13 protein-coding genes are annotated in these 15,466 nt (G+C 71.2%); 7 read left to right on the top strand and 6 right to left on the bottom strand.

Features of this window, described 5'->3' with window-relative positions; genetic code table 11:
- Positions 1 to 41 precede the first annotated feature (41 nt).
- Positions 42 to 1,787 (top strand): BCCT family transporter, encoded by a 1,746-nt coding sequence (locus OHB49_RS07580; RefSeq protein WP_329158950.1) that lies wholly within the window; start codon positions 42 to 44, stop codon positions 1,785 to 1,787.
- Between the two features lie 35 nt (positions 1,788 to 1,822).
- On the opposite strand, the gene OHB49_RS07575 is transcribed toward OHB49_RS07580, so the two are convergent.
- Positions 1,823 to 2,761, bottom strand: a complete 939-nt coding sequence (locus tag OHB49_RS07575) for an FAD-dependent oxidoreductase (RefSeq protein ID WP_329166392.1) — start codon at positions 2,759 to 2,761, stop codon at positions 1,823 to 1,825.
- 90 nt (positions 2,762 to 2,851) lie between these two features.
- Here OHB49_RS07575 and OHB49_RS07570 point away from each other — a divergent pair, with 90 nt between their 5' ends.
- From OHB49_RS07570 to OHB49_RS07560, 3 genes are all read left to right on the top strand, one after another.
- Positions 2,852 to 3,904 carry an oxidoreductase gene (locus tag OHB49_RS07570; protein WP_329158948.1) on the top strand — a complete coding sequence of 351 codons (1,053 nt, stop codon included), beginning with the start codon at positions 2,852 to 2,854 and terminating at the stop codon, positions 3,902 to 3,904.
- Positions 3,905 to 3,998: 94 nt separating this feature from the next.
- Positions 3,999 to 4,532, top strand: coding sequence for a TrmH family RNA methyltransferase (locus OHB49_RS07565; RefSeq protein WP_030930134.1), 534 nt, complete (start codon positions 3,999 to 4,001; stop codon positions 4,530 to 4,532).
- A gap of 46 nt (positions 4,533 to 4,578) precedes the next feature.
- Positions 4,579 to 6,216: an ABC-F family ATP-binding cassette domain-containing protein gene (locus tag OHB49_RS07560; RefSeq protein WP_329158946.1), complete on the top strand. Its 1,638-nt coding sequence runs from the start codon at positions 4,579 to 4,581 to the stop codon at positions 6,214 to 6,216.
- Positions 6,217 to 6,420: 204 nt separating this feature from the next.
- On the opposite strand, the gene OHB49_RS07555 is transcribed toward OHB49_RS07560, so the two are convergent.
- Positions 6,421 to 8,841, bottom strand: a complete 2,421-nt coding sequence (locus OHB49_RS07555) for a Tex family protein (protein ID WP_329158944.1) — start codon at positions 8,839 to 8,841, stop codon at positions 6,421 to 6,423.
- A 137-nt stretch (positions 8,842 to 8,978) separates the two neighbouring features.
- Positions 8,979 to 9,842 (bottom strand): SCO6745 family protein, encoded by an 864-nt coding sequence (locus OHB49_RS07550; RefSeq protein ID WP_030979765.1) that lies wholly within the window; start codon positions 9,840 to 9,842, stop codon positions 8,979 to 8,981.
- Between the two features lie 134 nt (positions 9,843 to 9,976).
- Here OHB49_RS07550 and OHB49_RS07545 point away from each other — a divergent pair, with 134 nt between their 5' ends.
- Positions 9,977 to 10,945: a GlxA family transcriptional regulator gene (locus OHB49_RS07545; protein WP_329158941.1), complete on the top strand. Its 969-nt coding sequence runs from the start codon at positions 9,977 to 9,979 to the stop codon at positions 10,943 to 10,945.
- Positions 10,946 to 10,955: 10 nt separating this feature from the next.
- Complete coding sequence (locus OHB49_RS07540; RefSeq protein WP_329158939.1) at positions 10,956 to 11,591, top strand: DJ-1/PfpI family protein; 636 nt, start codon at positions 10,956 to 10,958, stop codon at positions 11,589 to 11,591.
- Positions 11,592 to 11,622: 31 nt separating this feature from the next.
- Here the strand turns inward: OHB49_RS07540 and OHB49_RS07535 are convergent, their stop codons facing one another.
- Complete coding sequence (locus OHB49_RS07535) at positions 11,623 to 12,387, bottom strand: enoyl-CoA hydratase/isomerase family protein (protein WP_329158937.1); 765 nt, start codon at positions 12,385 to 12,387, stop codon at positions 11,623 to 11,625.
- Positions 12,388 to 12,712: 325 nt separating this feature from the next.
- On the opposite strand from OHB49_RS07535, the gene OHB49_RS07530 reads away from it, so the two are divergent.
- Positions 12,713 to 13,168, top strand: coding sequence for an ATP-binding protein (locus tag OHB49_RS07530; RefSeq protein WP_030979770.1), 456 nt, complete (start codon positions 12,713 to 12,715; stop codon positions 13,166 to 13,168).
- Positions 13,169 to 13,249: 81 nt separating this feature from the next.
- On the opposite strand, the gene idi is transcribed toward OHB49_RS07530, so the two are convergent.
- Both idi and OHB49_RS07520 read right to left on the bottom strand, forming a co-directional pair.
- Positions 13,250 to 13,843 (bottom strand): isopentenyl-diphosphate Delta-isomerase, encoded by a 594-nt coding sequence (idi, locus tag OHB49_RS07525; protein WP_030979771.1) that lies wholly within the window; start codon positions 13,841 to 13,843, stop codon positions 13,250 to 13,252.
- 149 nt (positions 13,844 to 13,992) lie between these two features.
- Entirely contained in the window at positions 13,993 to 15,270 is a 1,278-nt protein-coding gene (locus OHB49_RS07520; RefSeq protein ID WP_329158935.1) for a bifunctional class I SAM-dependent methyltransferase/N-acetyltransferase, read from the bottom strand.
- Positions 15,271 to 15,466: the final 196 nt, after the last annotated feature.

Raw genomic sequence — 15,466 nt, 5'->3', positions numbered from 1 at the left:
TACGGAGAGCGAAATTTCGGCTTCCGTGAAAGGTGCCACTCGTGTCGCAGGACGAACAGGGAACGGGTGGTCGGGGGGATCTTCCGGTAACGGCGGATCTGCCCGGCGACCCGACTCAGGACCGGCAGCCCACGACCGACCGGGTGGTCTTCGGAGTCACCGCCGTCCTCACCCTCGCCTTCGTGACCTGGGGGGCCGCCGCCACGGGATCGCTGGAGGCCGTCTCCAGCAAGATGCTCAACGGGCTCATCCACAACGGTGGTTGGGCCTTCATGCTCGTCGCGTCCGGGTTCGTCGTCTTCGCCCTCTGGCTCGCCGTCAGCCGCTACGGGAACATCTCCCTCGGCCAGGAGGGCGAGGAGCCCGAATTCCACACCGTGTCCTGGGTCGCGATGATGTTCAGCGCCGGCATGGGCATCGGACTCATGTTCTATGGCGTCAGTGAGCCGCTGGCCCACTTCACCAACCCACCGCCCGGCACCCACCCCTTCGACGCCGCCGACGCGATGCAGACGGCGATGGCCACCACCCTCTTCCACTGGACGCTCCACCCCTGGGCGATCTACGCGGTCGTCGGGCTCGCCATCGCGTACAGCTCCTACCGGCGCCGCAGGCGGCAGACGATCAGCGCGGTGTTCGAGCCGCTCATCGGCGCCCGGCACGCCCACGGCGCCGTCGGCCGGCTCATCGACATCCTGGCCATCTTCGCGACCCTCTTCGGCTCCGCCGCGTCGCTCGGCCTCGGCGCACTCCAGATCGGCAGCGGGTTCCACGAGCTGAACTGGCGGGAGAAGACCGGCACCGGACTGCTCGTCCTGATCATCGCGGTTCTGACGGTGGCGTTCGTCTTCTCGGCGATCTCCGGGGTCGAGAAGGGCATCCAGTGGCTGTCCAACACCAATATGGTGCTTGCCGTGGTCCTCGCGGTCTTCGTCTTCATCGCCGGCCCCACGATCATCGTGCTGGATCTGCTGCCCACCTCGATCGCCGCGTACTTCGGCAACCTCGCCCAGCTCGCCGGACGCACCGAGGCGACCGGAAAGGGTGAGGTGGCCGAGTGGCTGGGCAGCTGGACCGTCTTCTACTGGGCGTGGTGGATCTCCTGGACGCCCTTCGTCGGCATGTTCATCGCCCGCATCAGCCGCGGCCGGACGATCCGTCAGTTCGTCGGCGGCGTCATTCTGGTGCCCAGCACCGTGAGCCTCGTCTGGTTCGCGATCTTCGGCGGAACGGCGATCAAGCTCCAGGAAGCGGGTCGGCTCGGCGCTGCCACGACCCAGGAGGCCCAGCTGTTCGGCGTCCTGAAGCAGTTCCCGATCGCCACCGTGATGAGTCTGCTGGTGATGATTCTGGTCGGCATCTTCTTCGTCTCGGGCGCCGACGCGGCCTCCATCGTGATGGGCACGCTCTCGCAGAAGGGCATCCGCGAACCGGCCAAGTGGGTCGTCATCTTCTGGGGTGTCGTCACCGGTGCGGTGGCGGCCGTGATGCTGCTGATCGGCAACGGGAAGGGCGACGCGCTCGCGGGGCTCCAGAACCTGACGATCCTCGTCGCCGCACCGTTCACGCTCGTCATGATCGGCATGTGTGTGGCACTGATGCGGGACCTGCGCGAGGACCCGCTGATCGTGCGCCGCGAGTTCGGCATCGAGGCCGTCGAATCGGCAGTGATCGAGGGCCATGCGAAGTACGCCGGCGACTTCGAGATCCGGATCGGCCCCGGCGGCAGCCAGATCACCACCGAACACCACGACAAGTCCGACCCTCCGAACCCGCCAGGCGATTGAGCACACCACGGGGCTGATCCCCCGAACACGGCGGCTCAGCCCACCAACTGGGCCGCTGTCTCCGCGCAGCCCCAGGCAACCGTCACCCCCGCGCCATCGTGCCCGTAGTTGTGGACCAACCGCCCGCCGCCCGGCAGCGGTTCGGCCTCGATCCGGACACCCGCGTCGCGGGCCGGACGCAGCCCCACCAAGTGCCCGATGATCCGCGCCCGCGCGATCTCCGGCCGGATCCGGGCGCACCGGGCCACGATCTCCCCGGCCGTACCGGGATCAGGCACCATGCTCCAGTCGTCCACCTGGGCCGTGCCGCCGAGGACCAGCCGCCCGGGCTGCGGGAAGTAGTACGTGGTCGCCTCCGACGTCGGGTCCGCCTCGGTGAACCACTCCTCGATCCCCGGGTTCTCCACCAGCACCAGCTGGCCGCGTACCGGTCGCACCCCGGCATCCCGGACCAGTTCCCGGGCCCCGAGACCGGTGCAGTCGACCACCGTCGTGGCCTCCGCCGCCGCTTCGTCGAACGCGGTGACCGCGCGCTGCTCGACCGCAACCCCCGCCGCCGCGAGTCTCCGCTCCAACCAGCCCAGGTACACCGGCATGTCGATCAGCGGCAGCCGTGCCCGCAGGCCGTCCGCCACCTGCACCAGGTCCTTCAACTGCCCCGCCCACGGCCCGAGCGCGGCGAGTCGCTCGCCCCGGTGCAGGCCGGCGACCAGCCGTACACCGGTCTCCTCCGAGCGCCGGGCCAGCTCCTCGTACCTCCGCAGCGAGGTCAGTGACCAGTCACCGGCCGGCTCCGCCGGCTCGATCCGGTACGGCCACCACAACGCGCCCGCCACGGCCGAGGCGGTCGCCGCGGCCGGCTCCCGGGACCAGACCCGTACCCGGTGACCTCGCTCGGCCAGCACCAGCGCCGTCGTCAGTCCGCTGACCCCGCCGCCCACCACGATCACGTCCGACACTTCTGCCCCGCCCATCCCATCGGCCCATGCGCTGCTCACGGGCGGACGTTAACGGAATGCCCGATGCCGCGCTCACAACAGGTCCGAGCCGGGAATACTCGGGTCATGTCTGCCGAGTACGCGACCTTCGGCCTTGCGCCGGCGATGCGAGCCGGTGGAGTCCTCGCCGATGGCGACTACCAGGTGCACCGGGACTTCATGGACTTCATCGTCGACGGCCGCCCGCTGCTGTTCCAGCTCACCGACCTCGACGCCGTGTCCCCGCTCGCCTCCGACGTACCGCCCGCGATCTTCACCACGCACGTGCGGCGCCTGCTCCTCGAAGTGGAAGCCCCGCTCGCCGACGGGCGCTACGTGATCTACGGCTGCCCCGAGTGCGAGAGCCTCGGATGCGGGGCGGTCACCGCTGTCATCGAACGCGACGGCGCCGACATCGTCTGGCGCGACTTCGCCTGGCAGACGTACGAGACCGTCGACCTGGAACGGAGCGGGTACCACGGCATAGGGCCGTTCCGCTTCGACGGCTTCCAGTACCGGCAGGCACTGGAACGACTGCTTCCGGCAGCGTCGGCGGACGGCTCCGAGCCGGGCCCGGACGTGCCCGCCGGGCGCCGCGTCCTGCTGATCGGCGCCCGCGTCGCCGTACTCGCCAAGCTCGCCGCCGCACTCCGCGCCATCGGGATCGGCGCCGACGTCGCCGCCGACGTCGCCCAGGTGTCGCCCGACGAGCTCCGCGGCTACCGTGCCGTGGCCTTCGGCCGCGCCATCACCGAAGACGAACGCGCCGCCGTGCGGCAGGCCTTCACCCGGGCCGGAGCGGACGTCGCCTACGTCGACGGCCTCGCTCCGGTCATCCCCGTACTGGTCGCCCAGATCGAACATGCCCTTGACCGCACCGCACCCGCCCAGCGCCGTCTGGTCCGGCTGGCGGCGGCGGACGGCACGGCCGGAGTCCACGTCACCTCGTCCTGCCGGGTGAGCCTGGTCGCGTACCGGATCGACCGGCTGTACCGCACCCACACCCAGGAGGTCTTCGACGGCGTACTGGAACCGGGCGAGCACCGAATTCCACTGGACGCACGGGCGGTGAAGGGGCAATCCTTCATCGTGGCGCGCACCATGGGGAGCGTGCTGGTCGCACCGATGGTGCACCACTGAGCTGGAAGTCGATGGCCCCGGCGAGCCGCCAATCGCCGCACACGATGCCTCGTACGCACCACCACCCGTCCGGGAGGTCCGCCTCCGTGCCGCGATGAGCGGCGACCGGAGCGGGCCCGCGATCCGCACCCGTACCCGCACGGAACTCCGCCGCACCCGGCGCCCGCGCGCACACTCCTGCTGGGACCACCTCTACGCCGCTCCGCTCTGGCCGCTGCACGGAGCGAATCTCGGCACCCTGGCCCGTACCTGTGACGCCGTCGGCGCCTGCCTCACCGTGCCCCGCCACCCGTGGGTGCCCGAGGCCCTGGCCCGCGGCAACACCCTCCGCAAACCCCTCTGCACCCACTGGACCGGCGATCCCCTCGGCTGGCTGCAGAAACAGCGCGAGCGGGGTCTGCGGATAGTCGGTGTCGAACTGGCCGACGAGGCGATCCGCCTCGCCGACCTGCCCGCGGCCCGCGAACCGACCGTGATGGTCCTCGGCCACGAACAGCAGGGCATCCCACCCGAGGCCCTGGATCTCCTCGACACCTGCGTCGAGATCCCGATGATCGGCACCGGCGCCAGCCTGAACGTCGCCGTGGCGGGATCCCTCGCCCTCTACCGACTGGCCGGCCTGCTGTGACACCCGTCGAGGGCGAGGCCGGGCGCCGATTAGGATCGGGACCCTGATGACTGCCACTCTCGTCGCCAAGGACCTCGCCGCCGGACACGGCGACCGCACACTGTTCGCCGGGCTCGACCTCGTCGTCGCGCCCGGCGACGTGATCGGTCTCGTCGGAGTCAACGGAGCCGGAAAATCGTCGCTGCTCCGGCTGCTCGCCGGGCTCGACCGGCCGGAGGAGGGCGAGCTGCGGCTCTCCCCGCCCACCGCCACCGTCGGCCACCTCCCGCAGGAGCCGGAGCGGCGCCCGGACGAGACCGTGCGGGAGTTCCTCGCCCGCCGGACCGGCGTCGCCGACGCACAGGCGGCGATGGACGCCGCGACCCAGGCCCTGGTCGACGAGGCGCCGGGTGCCGACGACGCGTACTCCGACACCCTCGAACGCTGGCTGGCCCTCGGCGGCGCCGACCTGGACGAGCGTGCCGAGGAGATCGCCGCCGACCTCGGTCTGACCGTCGGCCTCGACCTGCCGATGACCGCACTCTCCGGCGGTCAGGCCGCCCGCGCCGGCCTCGCCTCGCTGCTCCTGTCGCGCTACGACATCTTCCTGCTCGACGAGCCCACCAACGACCTCGACCTGGACGGCCTGGAGCGCCTGGAGCGGTACGTCTCCGGGCTGCGCGCAGGCACCGTCGTGATCAGCCACGACCGCGAGTTCCTGATGCGCACGGTCACCAAGGTCCTCGAACTCGACCTCGCCCAGCAGCAGATCAACCTGTACGGCGGCGGTTACGCGGCCTACCTGGAGGAGCGCGACCGCGCACGCCGGCACGCCCGCGAGGAGTTCGAGGAGTACGCCGACAAGCGCTCCGCCCTCGAGGGGCGGGCGCAGATGCAGCGCGGCTGGATGGACAAGGGCGTCAAGAACGCCCGCCGCAAGGCCACCGACTCCGACAAGATCGGCCGCAAGTTCCGCAGCGAGGCGAGCGAGAAGCAGGCCGCGAAGGCCCGGCAGACCCAGCGCATGATCGAACGGCTCGATGTCGTCGACGAACCGCGCAAGGAGTGGGAGCTGCGGATGGAGATCGCGACGGCCCCGCGTTCCGGTTCGGTCGTCGCGACCCTGCGCGACGCACAGGTCGAACGCGGCGATTTCGCGTTCGGCCCGGCGTCGCTGCAGATCGACTGGGCGGACCGGGTGGCGATCACCGGCGCCAACGGAGCCGGTAAGTCCACCCTCCTCGCGGCGCTGCTGGGGCGCCTCCCGCTGGACTCGGGCCACGCGACGCTCGGCTCGGGCGTGGTGGTCGGCGAGGTGGACCAGGCACGGAAGCTGTTCCACGGCTCGGAGTCGCTGCTTGAGGCGTTCTGCGCGGCCGTCCCGGACACCGAACCCGCCGAAGTGCGCACGCTGCTAGCCAAGTTCGGGCTGCGCGCGGACCATGTGATGCGCCCCGCGACGACGCTCTCCCCGGGGGAGCGCACCCGCGCGGCACTGGCCCTCCTGCAGGGCAGGGGCGTGAACCTCCTGGTCCTGGACGAGCCCACGAACCACCTCGACCTGCCCGCGATCGAGCAGCTGGAATCGGCGCTCGACTCGTACACCGGGACGTTGCTCCTGGTCACGCATGACCGGCGGATGCTGGAGGCGGTGCGGACGACGAGGCGGGTCGAGGTGGCGGCGGGCAAGGTGACCGAGGCCTGACGGCCTTCCGGGGCTCTGCCCCGGCACCGCTCCTCAGCCGCCGGAGACGCCCGGAAATTGTCCTCGGACGCCGGACGGCATGGGCTCTCCCGCCTGGACGGGGCGCCTTCGGTCAGTCCGGCGTACGAGGACCGGAGCCCCGCTTCCGGGAAGGGGCGGGGTGGGGGCAGCCCGCTCGGCGGACCGCCCCCACCCGCGCCGCCGTCAGCGCTTCTTCCCGCCCTGCTGCGGATCCGCCAGTCCCGCCCGCCGCAGCGCATCCGCCATCGCACTGTTCACCGGAGCCGGCGCCGGACGAGCAGAGCCACCGGCACCGCGCCGCTCGCGGTCCTGACCGCCCTGACCCTGACCCTGGCCCTGGCCCTGCCGCTGCCGTGGCGGCCGGCCACCCTGACCGCCCCGCTCGCCCCGCTCCCGCTTCGCTCCGCCGCCCTGAGGCGCCGCCCCCGCCGACGCCTCGTCGTCCAACCGCAACGTCAGCGAGATCCGCTTCCGCGGGATGTCGACGTCCATCACCTTCACCTTCACGATGTCGCCCGGCTTCACCACATCCCGAGGGTCCTTCACGAAGGTCTTCGACATCGCCGACACGTGCACCAGACCGTCCTGGTGGACGCCGACGTCCACGAACGCCCCGAACGCGGCGACATTCGTGACGACCCCTTCCAGCACCATCCCGGACACCAGGTCGCCGATCTTCTCGACGCCCTCCTTGAAGGTGGCCGTCTTGAACGCCGGCCGCGGGTCGCGCCCCGGCTTCTCCAGCTCCTTCAGGATGTCCGTGACCGTCGGCAGACCGAACTTCTCGTCCACGAAGTCGTCGGCCCGCAGCGACCGCAACACCCCCGTGTTGCCGACCAGCGAAGCGACGTCACTGCCCGTCCTCTTCACCATCGCCCGCACCACCGGGTACGCCTCCGGGTGCACGCTCGACGCGTCCAGCGGGTCGTCGCCCCGGATCCGGAGGAAGCCCGCGCACTGCTCGTACGCCTTCGGGCCCAGCCGCGCCACATCCTTCAGCGACCTCCGGGACCGGAAGGGCCCGTTCGCGTCCCGGTGCGCGACGATGTTCTCCGCGAGGCCGGAGCCGATGCCCGAGACCCGCGAAAGCAGCGGCGCCGATGCGGTGTTGACGTCGACACCGACGCCGTTCACGCAGTCCTCGACCACCGCGTCCAGCGAACGCGACAGCTTCACCTCGGACAGATCGTGCTGGTACTGGCCGACACCGATCGACTTCGGGTCGATCTTCACCAGTTCGGCCAGCGGATCCTGCAGGCGCCGCGCGATGGACACCGCGCCGCGCAACGACACGTCCATGTCGGGGAGTTCCTGCGAGGCGAAGGCCGAGGCCGAGTAGACCGAGGCGCCCGCCTCGGACACCATCACCTTGGTGAGCTTCAGCTCCGGGTGCTTGTCGCACAGCTCACCGGCGAGCTTGTCCGTCTCGCGGGACGCGGTGCCGTTGCCGATCGCGATCAGGTCGACGGAGTGCTCCTTCGCCAGCCGCTCCAGCTTGGCCAGCGACTCGTCCCACTTGTTCGCCGGGACGTGCGGGTAGATGACGTCCGTCGCCACGACCTTGCCGGTCGCGTCGACGACGGCGACCTTCACCCCGGTACGGAAGCCGGGGTCGAGCCCCAGCGTGGCCCGCGTCCCGGCCGGCGCGGCGAGCAGCAGATCGCGCAGGTTCGACGCGAAGACCCGTACCGCCTCGTCCTCCGCCGCCGTACGCAGCCGCAGCCGCAGATCGATCCCGAGGTGGACGAGGATCCGGGTCCGCCACGCCCAGCGCACGGTGTCGCCCAGCCACTTGTCACCGGGGCGGCCGCGGTCGGCCACACCGAAGCGGCGGGCGACCATGTTCTCGTACGTCGACGGGCCCGGCTCGTCCGACGGCTCCTCCGGCTCCAGGACCAGGTCGAGAACGTCCTCCTTCTCGCCCCGGAGCATCGCGAGCACCCGGTGCGAGGGCAGCGCGGTGAACGGCTCGGCGAAGTCGAAGTAGTCGGCGAACTTCGCGCCGGCCTCCTCCTTGCCGTCCCGCACCTTCGCCGCCAGCCGCCCGCGCGACCACATGCGCTCGCGCAGCTCGCCGATCAGATCCGCGTCCTCCGAGAAACGCTCGGTCAGGATCGCGCGGGCGCCCTCCAGCGCCGCCGCCGCGTCCGCGACGCCCTTGTCGACGTCGACGAAGGCGGACGCCGCGGCGAGCGGCTCGACCGACGTGTCGCCCAGCAGCCCGTCGGCGAGCGGTTCGAGCCCCGCCTCCCGGGCGATCTGCGCCTTCGTCCGCCGTTTCGGTTTGAACGGCAGATAGATGTCCTCAAGACGGGCCTTGGTGTCGGCCGCCCGGATCTGCGCCTCCAGGGCCTCGTCCAGCTTGCCCTGCTCGCGAACGGAGTCGAGGATCGCGGTACGCCGGTCCTCCAGCTCCCGCAGATACCGCAACCGCTCCTCGAGCGTGCGCAGCTGCGCGTCGTCGAGCATCTCGGTCGCTTCCTTGCGGTAGCGCGCGATGAACGGCACGGTCGACCCGCCGTCGAGCAGCTCGACGGCCGCCTTCACCTGCCGCTCGCGTACGCCGAGCTCCTCGGCGATCCTGCCTTCGATGGACGTCGTCACGGTTTCTACCGACTCGCCTTCTCGTACTGGCTGTGCTTACCGGGGGCCAGGGCACGCCGTGGCTCCTTCGCCAGCATTGTGCCGCGTGGCCGGGCGCCGTGTCGCCCGACCACCCCGTTTGTCGACCGGTCGGCGGCTCAGCCCTTCCCGATCAGGTCGGCCGGGAACGCACCCGCCGAAGCCGCCGTGAACAGGAAGCCGCGCGCCAGCTCGGTCAGCCGCGCCACGCCCGCCGCGCCGAGATGCTCGTACGGTGCCGCGTCCATCCGGTCGGTGGCGTCCTCCAGCTCCGCGCGCAGCGCCACGCCGGCCTCCGTCAACTCGCCCTCGCCGTCGAGCAGTCCACGCCCCCGCAGCCGCTCGGTCGCGTCGTCCCAGTCGTTGCGGCGCCAGCCGCGGGTGGCGAGAACCCAGCGAGGCGACATGCCCTTGCCGGTTGCGGTGTGGCTGGCCAGGGCCTCGACCGGGTCGAGACCGGCGGCGAGGAGCGCGGCGAGATGGCCGTCGCCGCGGTGTTCACGCAGCAGTGTCGCGGCGTGCCAGTACGCCAGGTGCGGCTGCTCGGGCACGGGCAGATCGGCGTGGGCGGCGTACAGCGGCCGGGCGTGTCGGGTGCACGCCTCGGCGGCGCGCAGCGCCAGCTCCGCCGCCTCGGCCAGTTCGGGGGAGTCGATGATCTCCGGGCCGAGCAGCCGGCGCAGCGTCGTGTCGACGGCGCGCAGCCGGGCCTCCAGGACCGCCTCCGGCGAGGCGACGGACCACACCGCGGGCAGGTGCCGGGCGACGAGGTCGTGGTTGAAGTTGTAGAAGGTCGCGGTGACGGTGCCCGGTCCGACAGCACCCAGCGCCGCCCCGCGTGCGGCGAAGTAGGCGGCGTTCGAGTCGTCGATGCCGAGCTCTCCGAGCTCCTTGCCGAGGTCGGGGGAGAAGTAGACCGTCGAGTGCAGCGGGTTGATGGCGTTGTGGCAGCGGCGTCCGGCGAGCGGCGGCAGAGTACTCATGCGCGCACGTTACCGACTGGTCGGTACGTGACGGAACCCCAGGGCCACGTCCGGTCCGCACCGGATCCCCGATGGCAGAAAAGGTGGGTTGTTCGTCATTGCGGCCATCTCCGCGGCCCACAAGGATGGAGGACATGACGCAGCGATCCGTACTCGTCGTCCTCTTCGACGGCGTCCAGAGCCTCGATGTCACCGGGCCCATGGAGGTCTTCGCGGGGGCCGCGCGCTTCCCGGACGTCACGTACGACCTCCGCACCGCCTCGCTCGACGGCGCGCCGGTCCGCACGAGCGTCGGACTCACTCTCGTACCGGACGGCAGCCTCGCCGACGCCGAACCGCCCCACACCCTCCTCGTCCCCGGCGGCCAGGGCACCCGTGCCCCGGATCCGGCACTCGTCGACTGGCTGCGGGTACACGCCCCGCACGCCGAGCGGCTGGTCTCGGTCTGCACCGGGGCCCTGCTGCTCGCGGAGGCGGGACTGCTGGACGGGCACCGGGCGACCACGCACTGGGTGGTCGCCGAGCATCTCGCCCGCACCTATCCGGCCGTCGAGGTCGACCCGGACCCGATCTTCGTACGCGACGGGAAGCTGGCCACGTCCGCCGGTGTCACCGCGGGCATCGATCTCTCCCTCGCTCTCGTCGAGGAGGACTTCGGCAGGCAGATCGCGCTCACCGTCGCCCGCCACCTCGTCGTCTTTCTGCGGCGGCCGGGCAACCAGGCCCAGTTCAGCGCGCAGCTCACCTCGCAGATCGCCCGTCGCGAACCGCTGCGCGAGGTCCAGCACTGGATCACCGCGCACCCCGGTGACGATCTCTCCGTCGAGGCGCTCGCCGCCCGTGCCCGCCTCTCGCCCCGCCACTTCGCCCGCGCCTTCCAGGCCGAGACGGGGCAGACACCGGGCCGGTACGTCGACCGCGTTCGGATCGAACACGCCCGGCGGCTCCTGGAGGACACCTCCGACGGGGTCGCCCATGTCGCGCACGCCTGCGGGTACGGCACCCCGGAGGCGATGCGTCGCGCCTTCATCAAGACCCTCGGCACCGCGCCCGCCGAGTACCGGCGGCGGTTCCGCCCCCAGCCCGTGACCAGCACCAGCTGAAAGGCATGCCATGCAGATCGCCGTCGTCCTCTTCGACCGCTTCACGGCACTCGACGCCGTCGGCCCCTACGAAATCCTCTCCCGCACCCCCGGCGCCGAGACCGTCTTCGTAGCGGAGCGGACCGGCCCCGTGCGCAACGACAGCGGCAGCCTCGCGCTCGTCGCCGAACGGACCCTCGCCGACGTACCCGCCCCGGATCTGGTGATCGTCCCCGGTGGCCCCGGCCAGAGCGCCCAGATGGAGAACGAGACGCTGCTCGGCTGGCTGCGCGCCGCCGATGCCACCAGCACCTGGACGACCTCCGTCTGCACCGGCTCGCTGCTGCTCGCCGCGGCCGGTCTGCTGGAGGGGCGGCGCGCCACCTCGCACTGGCTCGCCCTGGACGTCCTGAAGACGTACGGCGCCGAGCCGACCGGCGAGCGCGTCGTCATCGACGGCAAGTACGTCACGGCCGCCGGCGTATCGTCCGGCATCGACATGGGGCTCACCCTGCTCGGCCGGATCGCCGGCGACGAGCACGCCCAGGCCGTACAGCTGCTGACGGAGTACGACCCCGAGCCGCCGTACGACGCGGGGTCACCCGAGAAGGCGCCGGCCGCGCTCGTCGAGGAATTCCGCGCCAAGAGCCGCTTCATCCTCCGCTAGGGCTGTCCCGTGGGGCTGTCCCGGCCGACGCTCAGGTCGTCCAGGTGAAGCGCGGCGCCCGGCGCTCCAGAAAGGCGGCGACACCCTCCGCGGTGTCGCCGCTGCGGCGCGCCTGCTCCGCCCAGTACGCGTCCCGGTCCTCACGTCCGGCGGCGAACTCCTTCGCCGCCGCCTGCGTCAGCTGCGAGCGCGAGGCCAGGATCCGTACGTACGACTCCACGCGCTTGTCCAGCTCCCCGGCCGGCACCACCTCGTCCACCAGACCGGTCCGCAGCGCGCGCTCCGTCCCGATCAGCTCGCCGGAGAACAGCAGATGCTTCGCCGCGGCCGGGCCGATCAGCGCGACCAGCCGCCGGGTCGACGACGCGGCATAGACGATCCCCAACTTGGCCGGGGTGACGCCGAAGGACGCGCCCTCCTCGGCGAACCGCAGATCGCAGGCGGCCGCCAGCTGGCTGCCGCCGCCCACGCAGAAGCCGCGCACGGCGGCGAGTGTCGGCCGGGGGAAGGCGGCCAGAGCCTCCTCGGCCGCCACCGCTAGAGCCTGCGGATCATAGTCCGGATCGTTCACCCGGTCCCGGAGCGAGGAGATGTCCGCACCCGCACAAAAGGTGTCCCCGGCGCCGGTCAGTACGAGGGCGCGCACGGCGGGGTCGGCGGCCAGCCGCTCCAGCAGCGCGGGCAGCGCCTGCCACATCGCGGCCGTCATCGCGTTGCGTTTGGCCGGGTGGCTGATCACGACGGTGGCGACGCCGTCCGCGACGGCGTGCTTCAGCTGCGGTTCCTCACGGTCCATGCGCCGGATGCTATCCGTACTGTTCGAACCCATGATCAAGAAGGGGTCGCGGAGCAGGTGCGCACCGTGACGAGCTGTCGGATGACCGGTCCCGCGGTCCGGGGCAGGAAGCTGAGCCGCAGTTTCTGACGGTGACCGAGGAGCTGCCGGACAAGCCGTAGAAGAAGATCAGAAACAGTCCGAGAAGTGACGCCGTCCTACTCGATCGATCAAATTCTGTCGATAGAGGTCGACTTTTGTTCAGTAGTACGGTCCGGACCAACCACTCCCCGCACTCTGTACTCGACGTGCAGTGACCAACGAGTCGAGAGCGGGTGCCGGAACTATGGAGAGCCGCGGGAGTGTCCCGGCCCGGCCCGTTTCGTACGAGGGGGTCTGGCGCTTCACCGCGCCTGCCGTCGACGTCTCCGTACCGCAGGCCCGGCACGCCGTACGCGATCTGTTGAACCGCCAGGGCGTGCCGATGGACGAGGACATCGCCCAGGGTCTGCTGCTCATCGTCTCCGAGCTGGTCACCAACGCGGTCAAGCATGCGGCACTGCTCTCCCCGGAGCTCGCCGTGGAGGTGGCCGTCGGCGCCGAATGGGTCAGAGTGTCCGTGGAGGACAACCATCCGTACCGGCCGACGGCCCTGGAGACGGACTACGCGCAGACCGGTGGGCGCGGGCTGCTGCTGGTCCGGGAGATCACGCTCGAAGCGGGCGGCACCTGCGACGTCGAGCACACCGCCGCCGGCGGCAAGATCATCTGGGCGGCGCTGCCGCTGAGTGCGAAGCTCTGACGGCGCGTACCCGCCCCGATCCGCCGGCCCGTGCAGTCCCCGATCCGTCCTTGCCGCCGGCCCCGTCGCGCCGGTCCGCCGTCACCAGCCCGCGGACGGGCCGGTCAGCTCCCGGATCGCCGGGCGTGCGGCATCGAGCACCGTCATGAACCAGGCCGAGAACGGCGCCTCGTCATGCCGCTTCGCCAGCTCGTCTGCGGCCACGAACGCCGTCTCGTCGATCTCTTCGGGGTCCGGCCGCAGCTGCGCCTGCGCCAGGCCCACGAAGAGGTGGTTGAACTCCTGCTCCACCAGTCCGGATGCCGGGTCGGGGTGGTTGTAGCGGACGGTGCCGGCCTCGGCGAGCAGCGACGGCGAGATCCCGAGCTCCTCGTAGGTACGCCGGGCGGCAGCGGCGAAGGGCGCTTCGCCCGGATACGGGTGACCGCAGCAGGTGTTCGACCAGACACCGGGGGAGTGGTACTTGCCGAGCGCACGGCGCTGCAGCAGCAGCCGGCCCTGCTCGTCGAAGAGGAACACGGAGAACGCGCGGTGCAGTTGACCGGGCGCCTGGTGGGCGGCGAGCTTCTCCGCCGTGCCGATGGTGGTGCCGTTCTCGTCGACCAGTTCGAGCATGATCGCTTCTGCTGTGCCGTTCGACGAGCTGTTCGCCGCGGTGGCTGGTGTGGTCGGCATACCCATCCTTCGCTATGGTCCCCGGCACCGTGCGCCGGTCCCCTCGAGTCTGCTCAAGTCTGCCGTACAAAAGCGGCTTGTCCGTACTTCGGGTCCTGGCATGTCCGGTCCCACCACGCTGCACGGATGCGGTGGGACCGGACCACGCGTCAGACTCCGAATGCCGCCGGATACTGGATCATGCCCTGCGGCACCGGCATGGAATCGTCGAGCACCAGAGCCATCATCGCCTCGTCCGGCACGTCGAAGCCCGGTCGGATCCCGTACCGGGAAGCCGGTACGAAGCCGAACCTCGGGTAGTACCCGGGATGCCCGAGCACCAGCACGAGCCGTTCGCCCCGCAGCCGCGCCGCATCCAGCACGGCCCGCACCACCGCCTGACCGGCCCCCTCGCGCTGCCGGTCAGGAACGGTCGCCACGGGTGCCAGTGCCAGCGCCGGTGCGTCACCGACCCGGCACCGGGTCAGCAGCGCGTACGCGGCGATGTGACCGTCCGGCCCGTCCTGCGCCACGTACGACAGGCCGGGCAGCCAGGCCGACGGATCGGCCCGCAGCGCGTCGACGAGACCGGCCTCGTCCGGTGTCGGGAACGCGGCGGCGTTGACCGTATGCACGGCCTCGATGTCCGCCGCCGTCTCCGGCCGGGTGGTCCAGCGGGGGTCGGCGGGACGCAGGGCGTACGAGGCGTAGCCGTACTCCTTGCCGTGGTCGCGGCGCATGGCCAGTTCCGCACGGGTGGACGCGAGCGCCCACGCCATGCCGGGAGCCGAGGGATCCGCGGCTTCGACATGCCGGGCGAGCGGGACGTAGTACTCGTCCCAGTCGCTTTCGGGCTGCACCCGCACCCCGAGGACGTGATAGCCGGCCGCGACGGCCGCCGCGGTCTGCGCGGCCACCGGGAGCATCGGGCCGTCCTGGTCCCAGAAGGCGCGCGCCTCGTCCGACGGCTCGTCCGTCGTCCAGACACAGTGGCTGACGACCAGGGAGCCGCCCGGGGCGAGCAGCCGCCTCCAGTCCCGCAGCGCGGTGTCGAAGCCGATGATGTACGCGGACCCCTCTGCCCAGACGAGATCGAACGACCCGTCCGGGAGGTCCGGTGTGCCGGTGCCGGAGAGCTTGCCCATATCGGCCCGGACGGTACGGATCCGGTCGCCGAGCCCGCGCGCCTCGGCAGCCACGCGCAGCTCGTCGAGGAACGGCTGGTGGGTGTCGACGGCTGTCACTTCGGCACCCGCCTCGGCGGCGAGCAGCAGTGCGGCCCTGCCCGGGCCGCAACCCAGATCGAGGACGCGCGGACGATTCGGCAGCGGGCCGGTGAGGGCGAGCAGCTGCCGGGTGGTGGCGTCGGAGCCGGGGCTCTGTCGCGGCAGGTTGTGGTGCAGGGAGAAGAACGCCTCGTAACGAACGGCGTGATCGTTGTCGGTCAACGTGGGAAACCCTTGAGTGAGAGGGCTCCGGTCAACGTCGCGACTCGGCGTGAGTCGGGGTGCTAGCCGGGAACCCGGGAGCTGAAGAAGGACCGAATGCTGCGCCGGGCAGGCGCCGTCGTGACGGTCATCAACCTCAGCTCCTCTCTCAGACACGGGCGAGGCTCGAATGCCTCTGCGGGGACCCTACACCCGT

Source organism: Streptomyces sp. NBC_01717 (assembly GCF_036248255.1).
GTDB lineage: Bacteria > Actinomycetota > Actinomycetes > Streptomycetales > Streptomycetaceae > Streptomyces.
The sequence above is the reverse complement of the archived record's forward strand: the minus strand, read 5'-3'. Positions and strand labels throughout refer to the sequence as shown.

Coding starts and splice junctions, on each gene's coding strand:
- OHB49_RS07560 (WP_329158946.1), top strand. CDS start 4,579: ATGACTGCCACTCTCGTCGCCAAGGACCTCGCCGCCGGACACGGCGAC.
- OHB49_RS07535 (WP_329158937.1), bottom strand. CDS start 12,387: ATGGACCGTGAGGAACCGCAGCTGAAGCACGCCGTCGCGGACGGCGTC.
- OHB49_RS07575 (WP_329166392.1), bottom strand. CDS start 2,761: ATGGGCGGGGCAGAAGTGTCGGACGTGATCGTGGTGGGCGGCGGGGTC.
- OHB49_RS07540 (WP_329158939.1), top strand. CDS start 10,956: ATGCAGATCGCCGTCGTCCTCTTCGACCGCTTCACGGCACTCGACGCC.
- OHB49_RS07570 (WP_329158948.1), top strand. CDS start 2,852: ATGTCTGCCGAGTACGCGACCTTCGGCCTTGCGCCGGCGATGCGAGCC.
- OHB49_RS07550 (WP_030979765.1), bottom strand. CDS start 9,842: ATGAGTACTCTGCCGCCGCTCGCCGGACGCCGCTGCCACAACGCCATC.
- idi (WP_030979771.1), bottom strand. CDS start 13,843: ATGCCGACCACACCAGCCACCGCGGCGAACAGCTCGTCGAACGGCACA.
- OHB49_RS07565 (WP_030930134.1), top strand. CDS start 3,999: ATGAGCGGCGACCGGAGCGGGCCCGCGATCCGCACCCGTACCCGCACG.
- OHB49_RS07545 (WP_329158941.1), top strand. CDS start 9,977: ATGACGCAGCGATCCGTACTCGTCGTCCTCTTCGACGGCGTCCAGAGC.
- OHB49_RS07530 (WP_030979770.1), top strand. CDS start 12,713: ATGGAGAGCCGCGGGAGTGTCCCGGCCCGGCCCGTTTCGTACGAGGGG.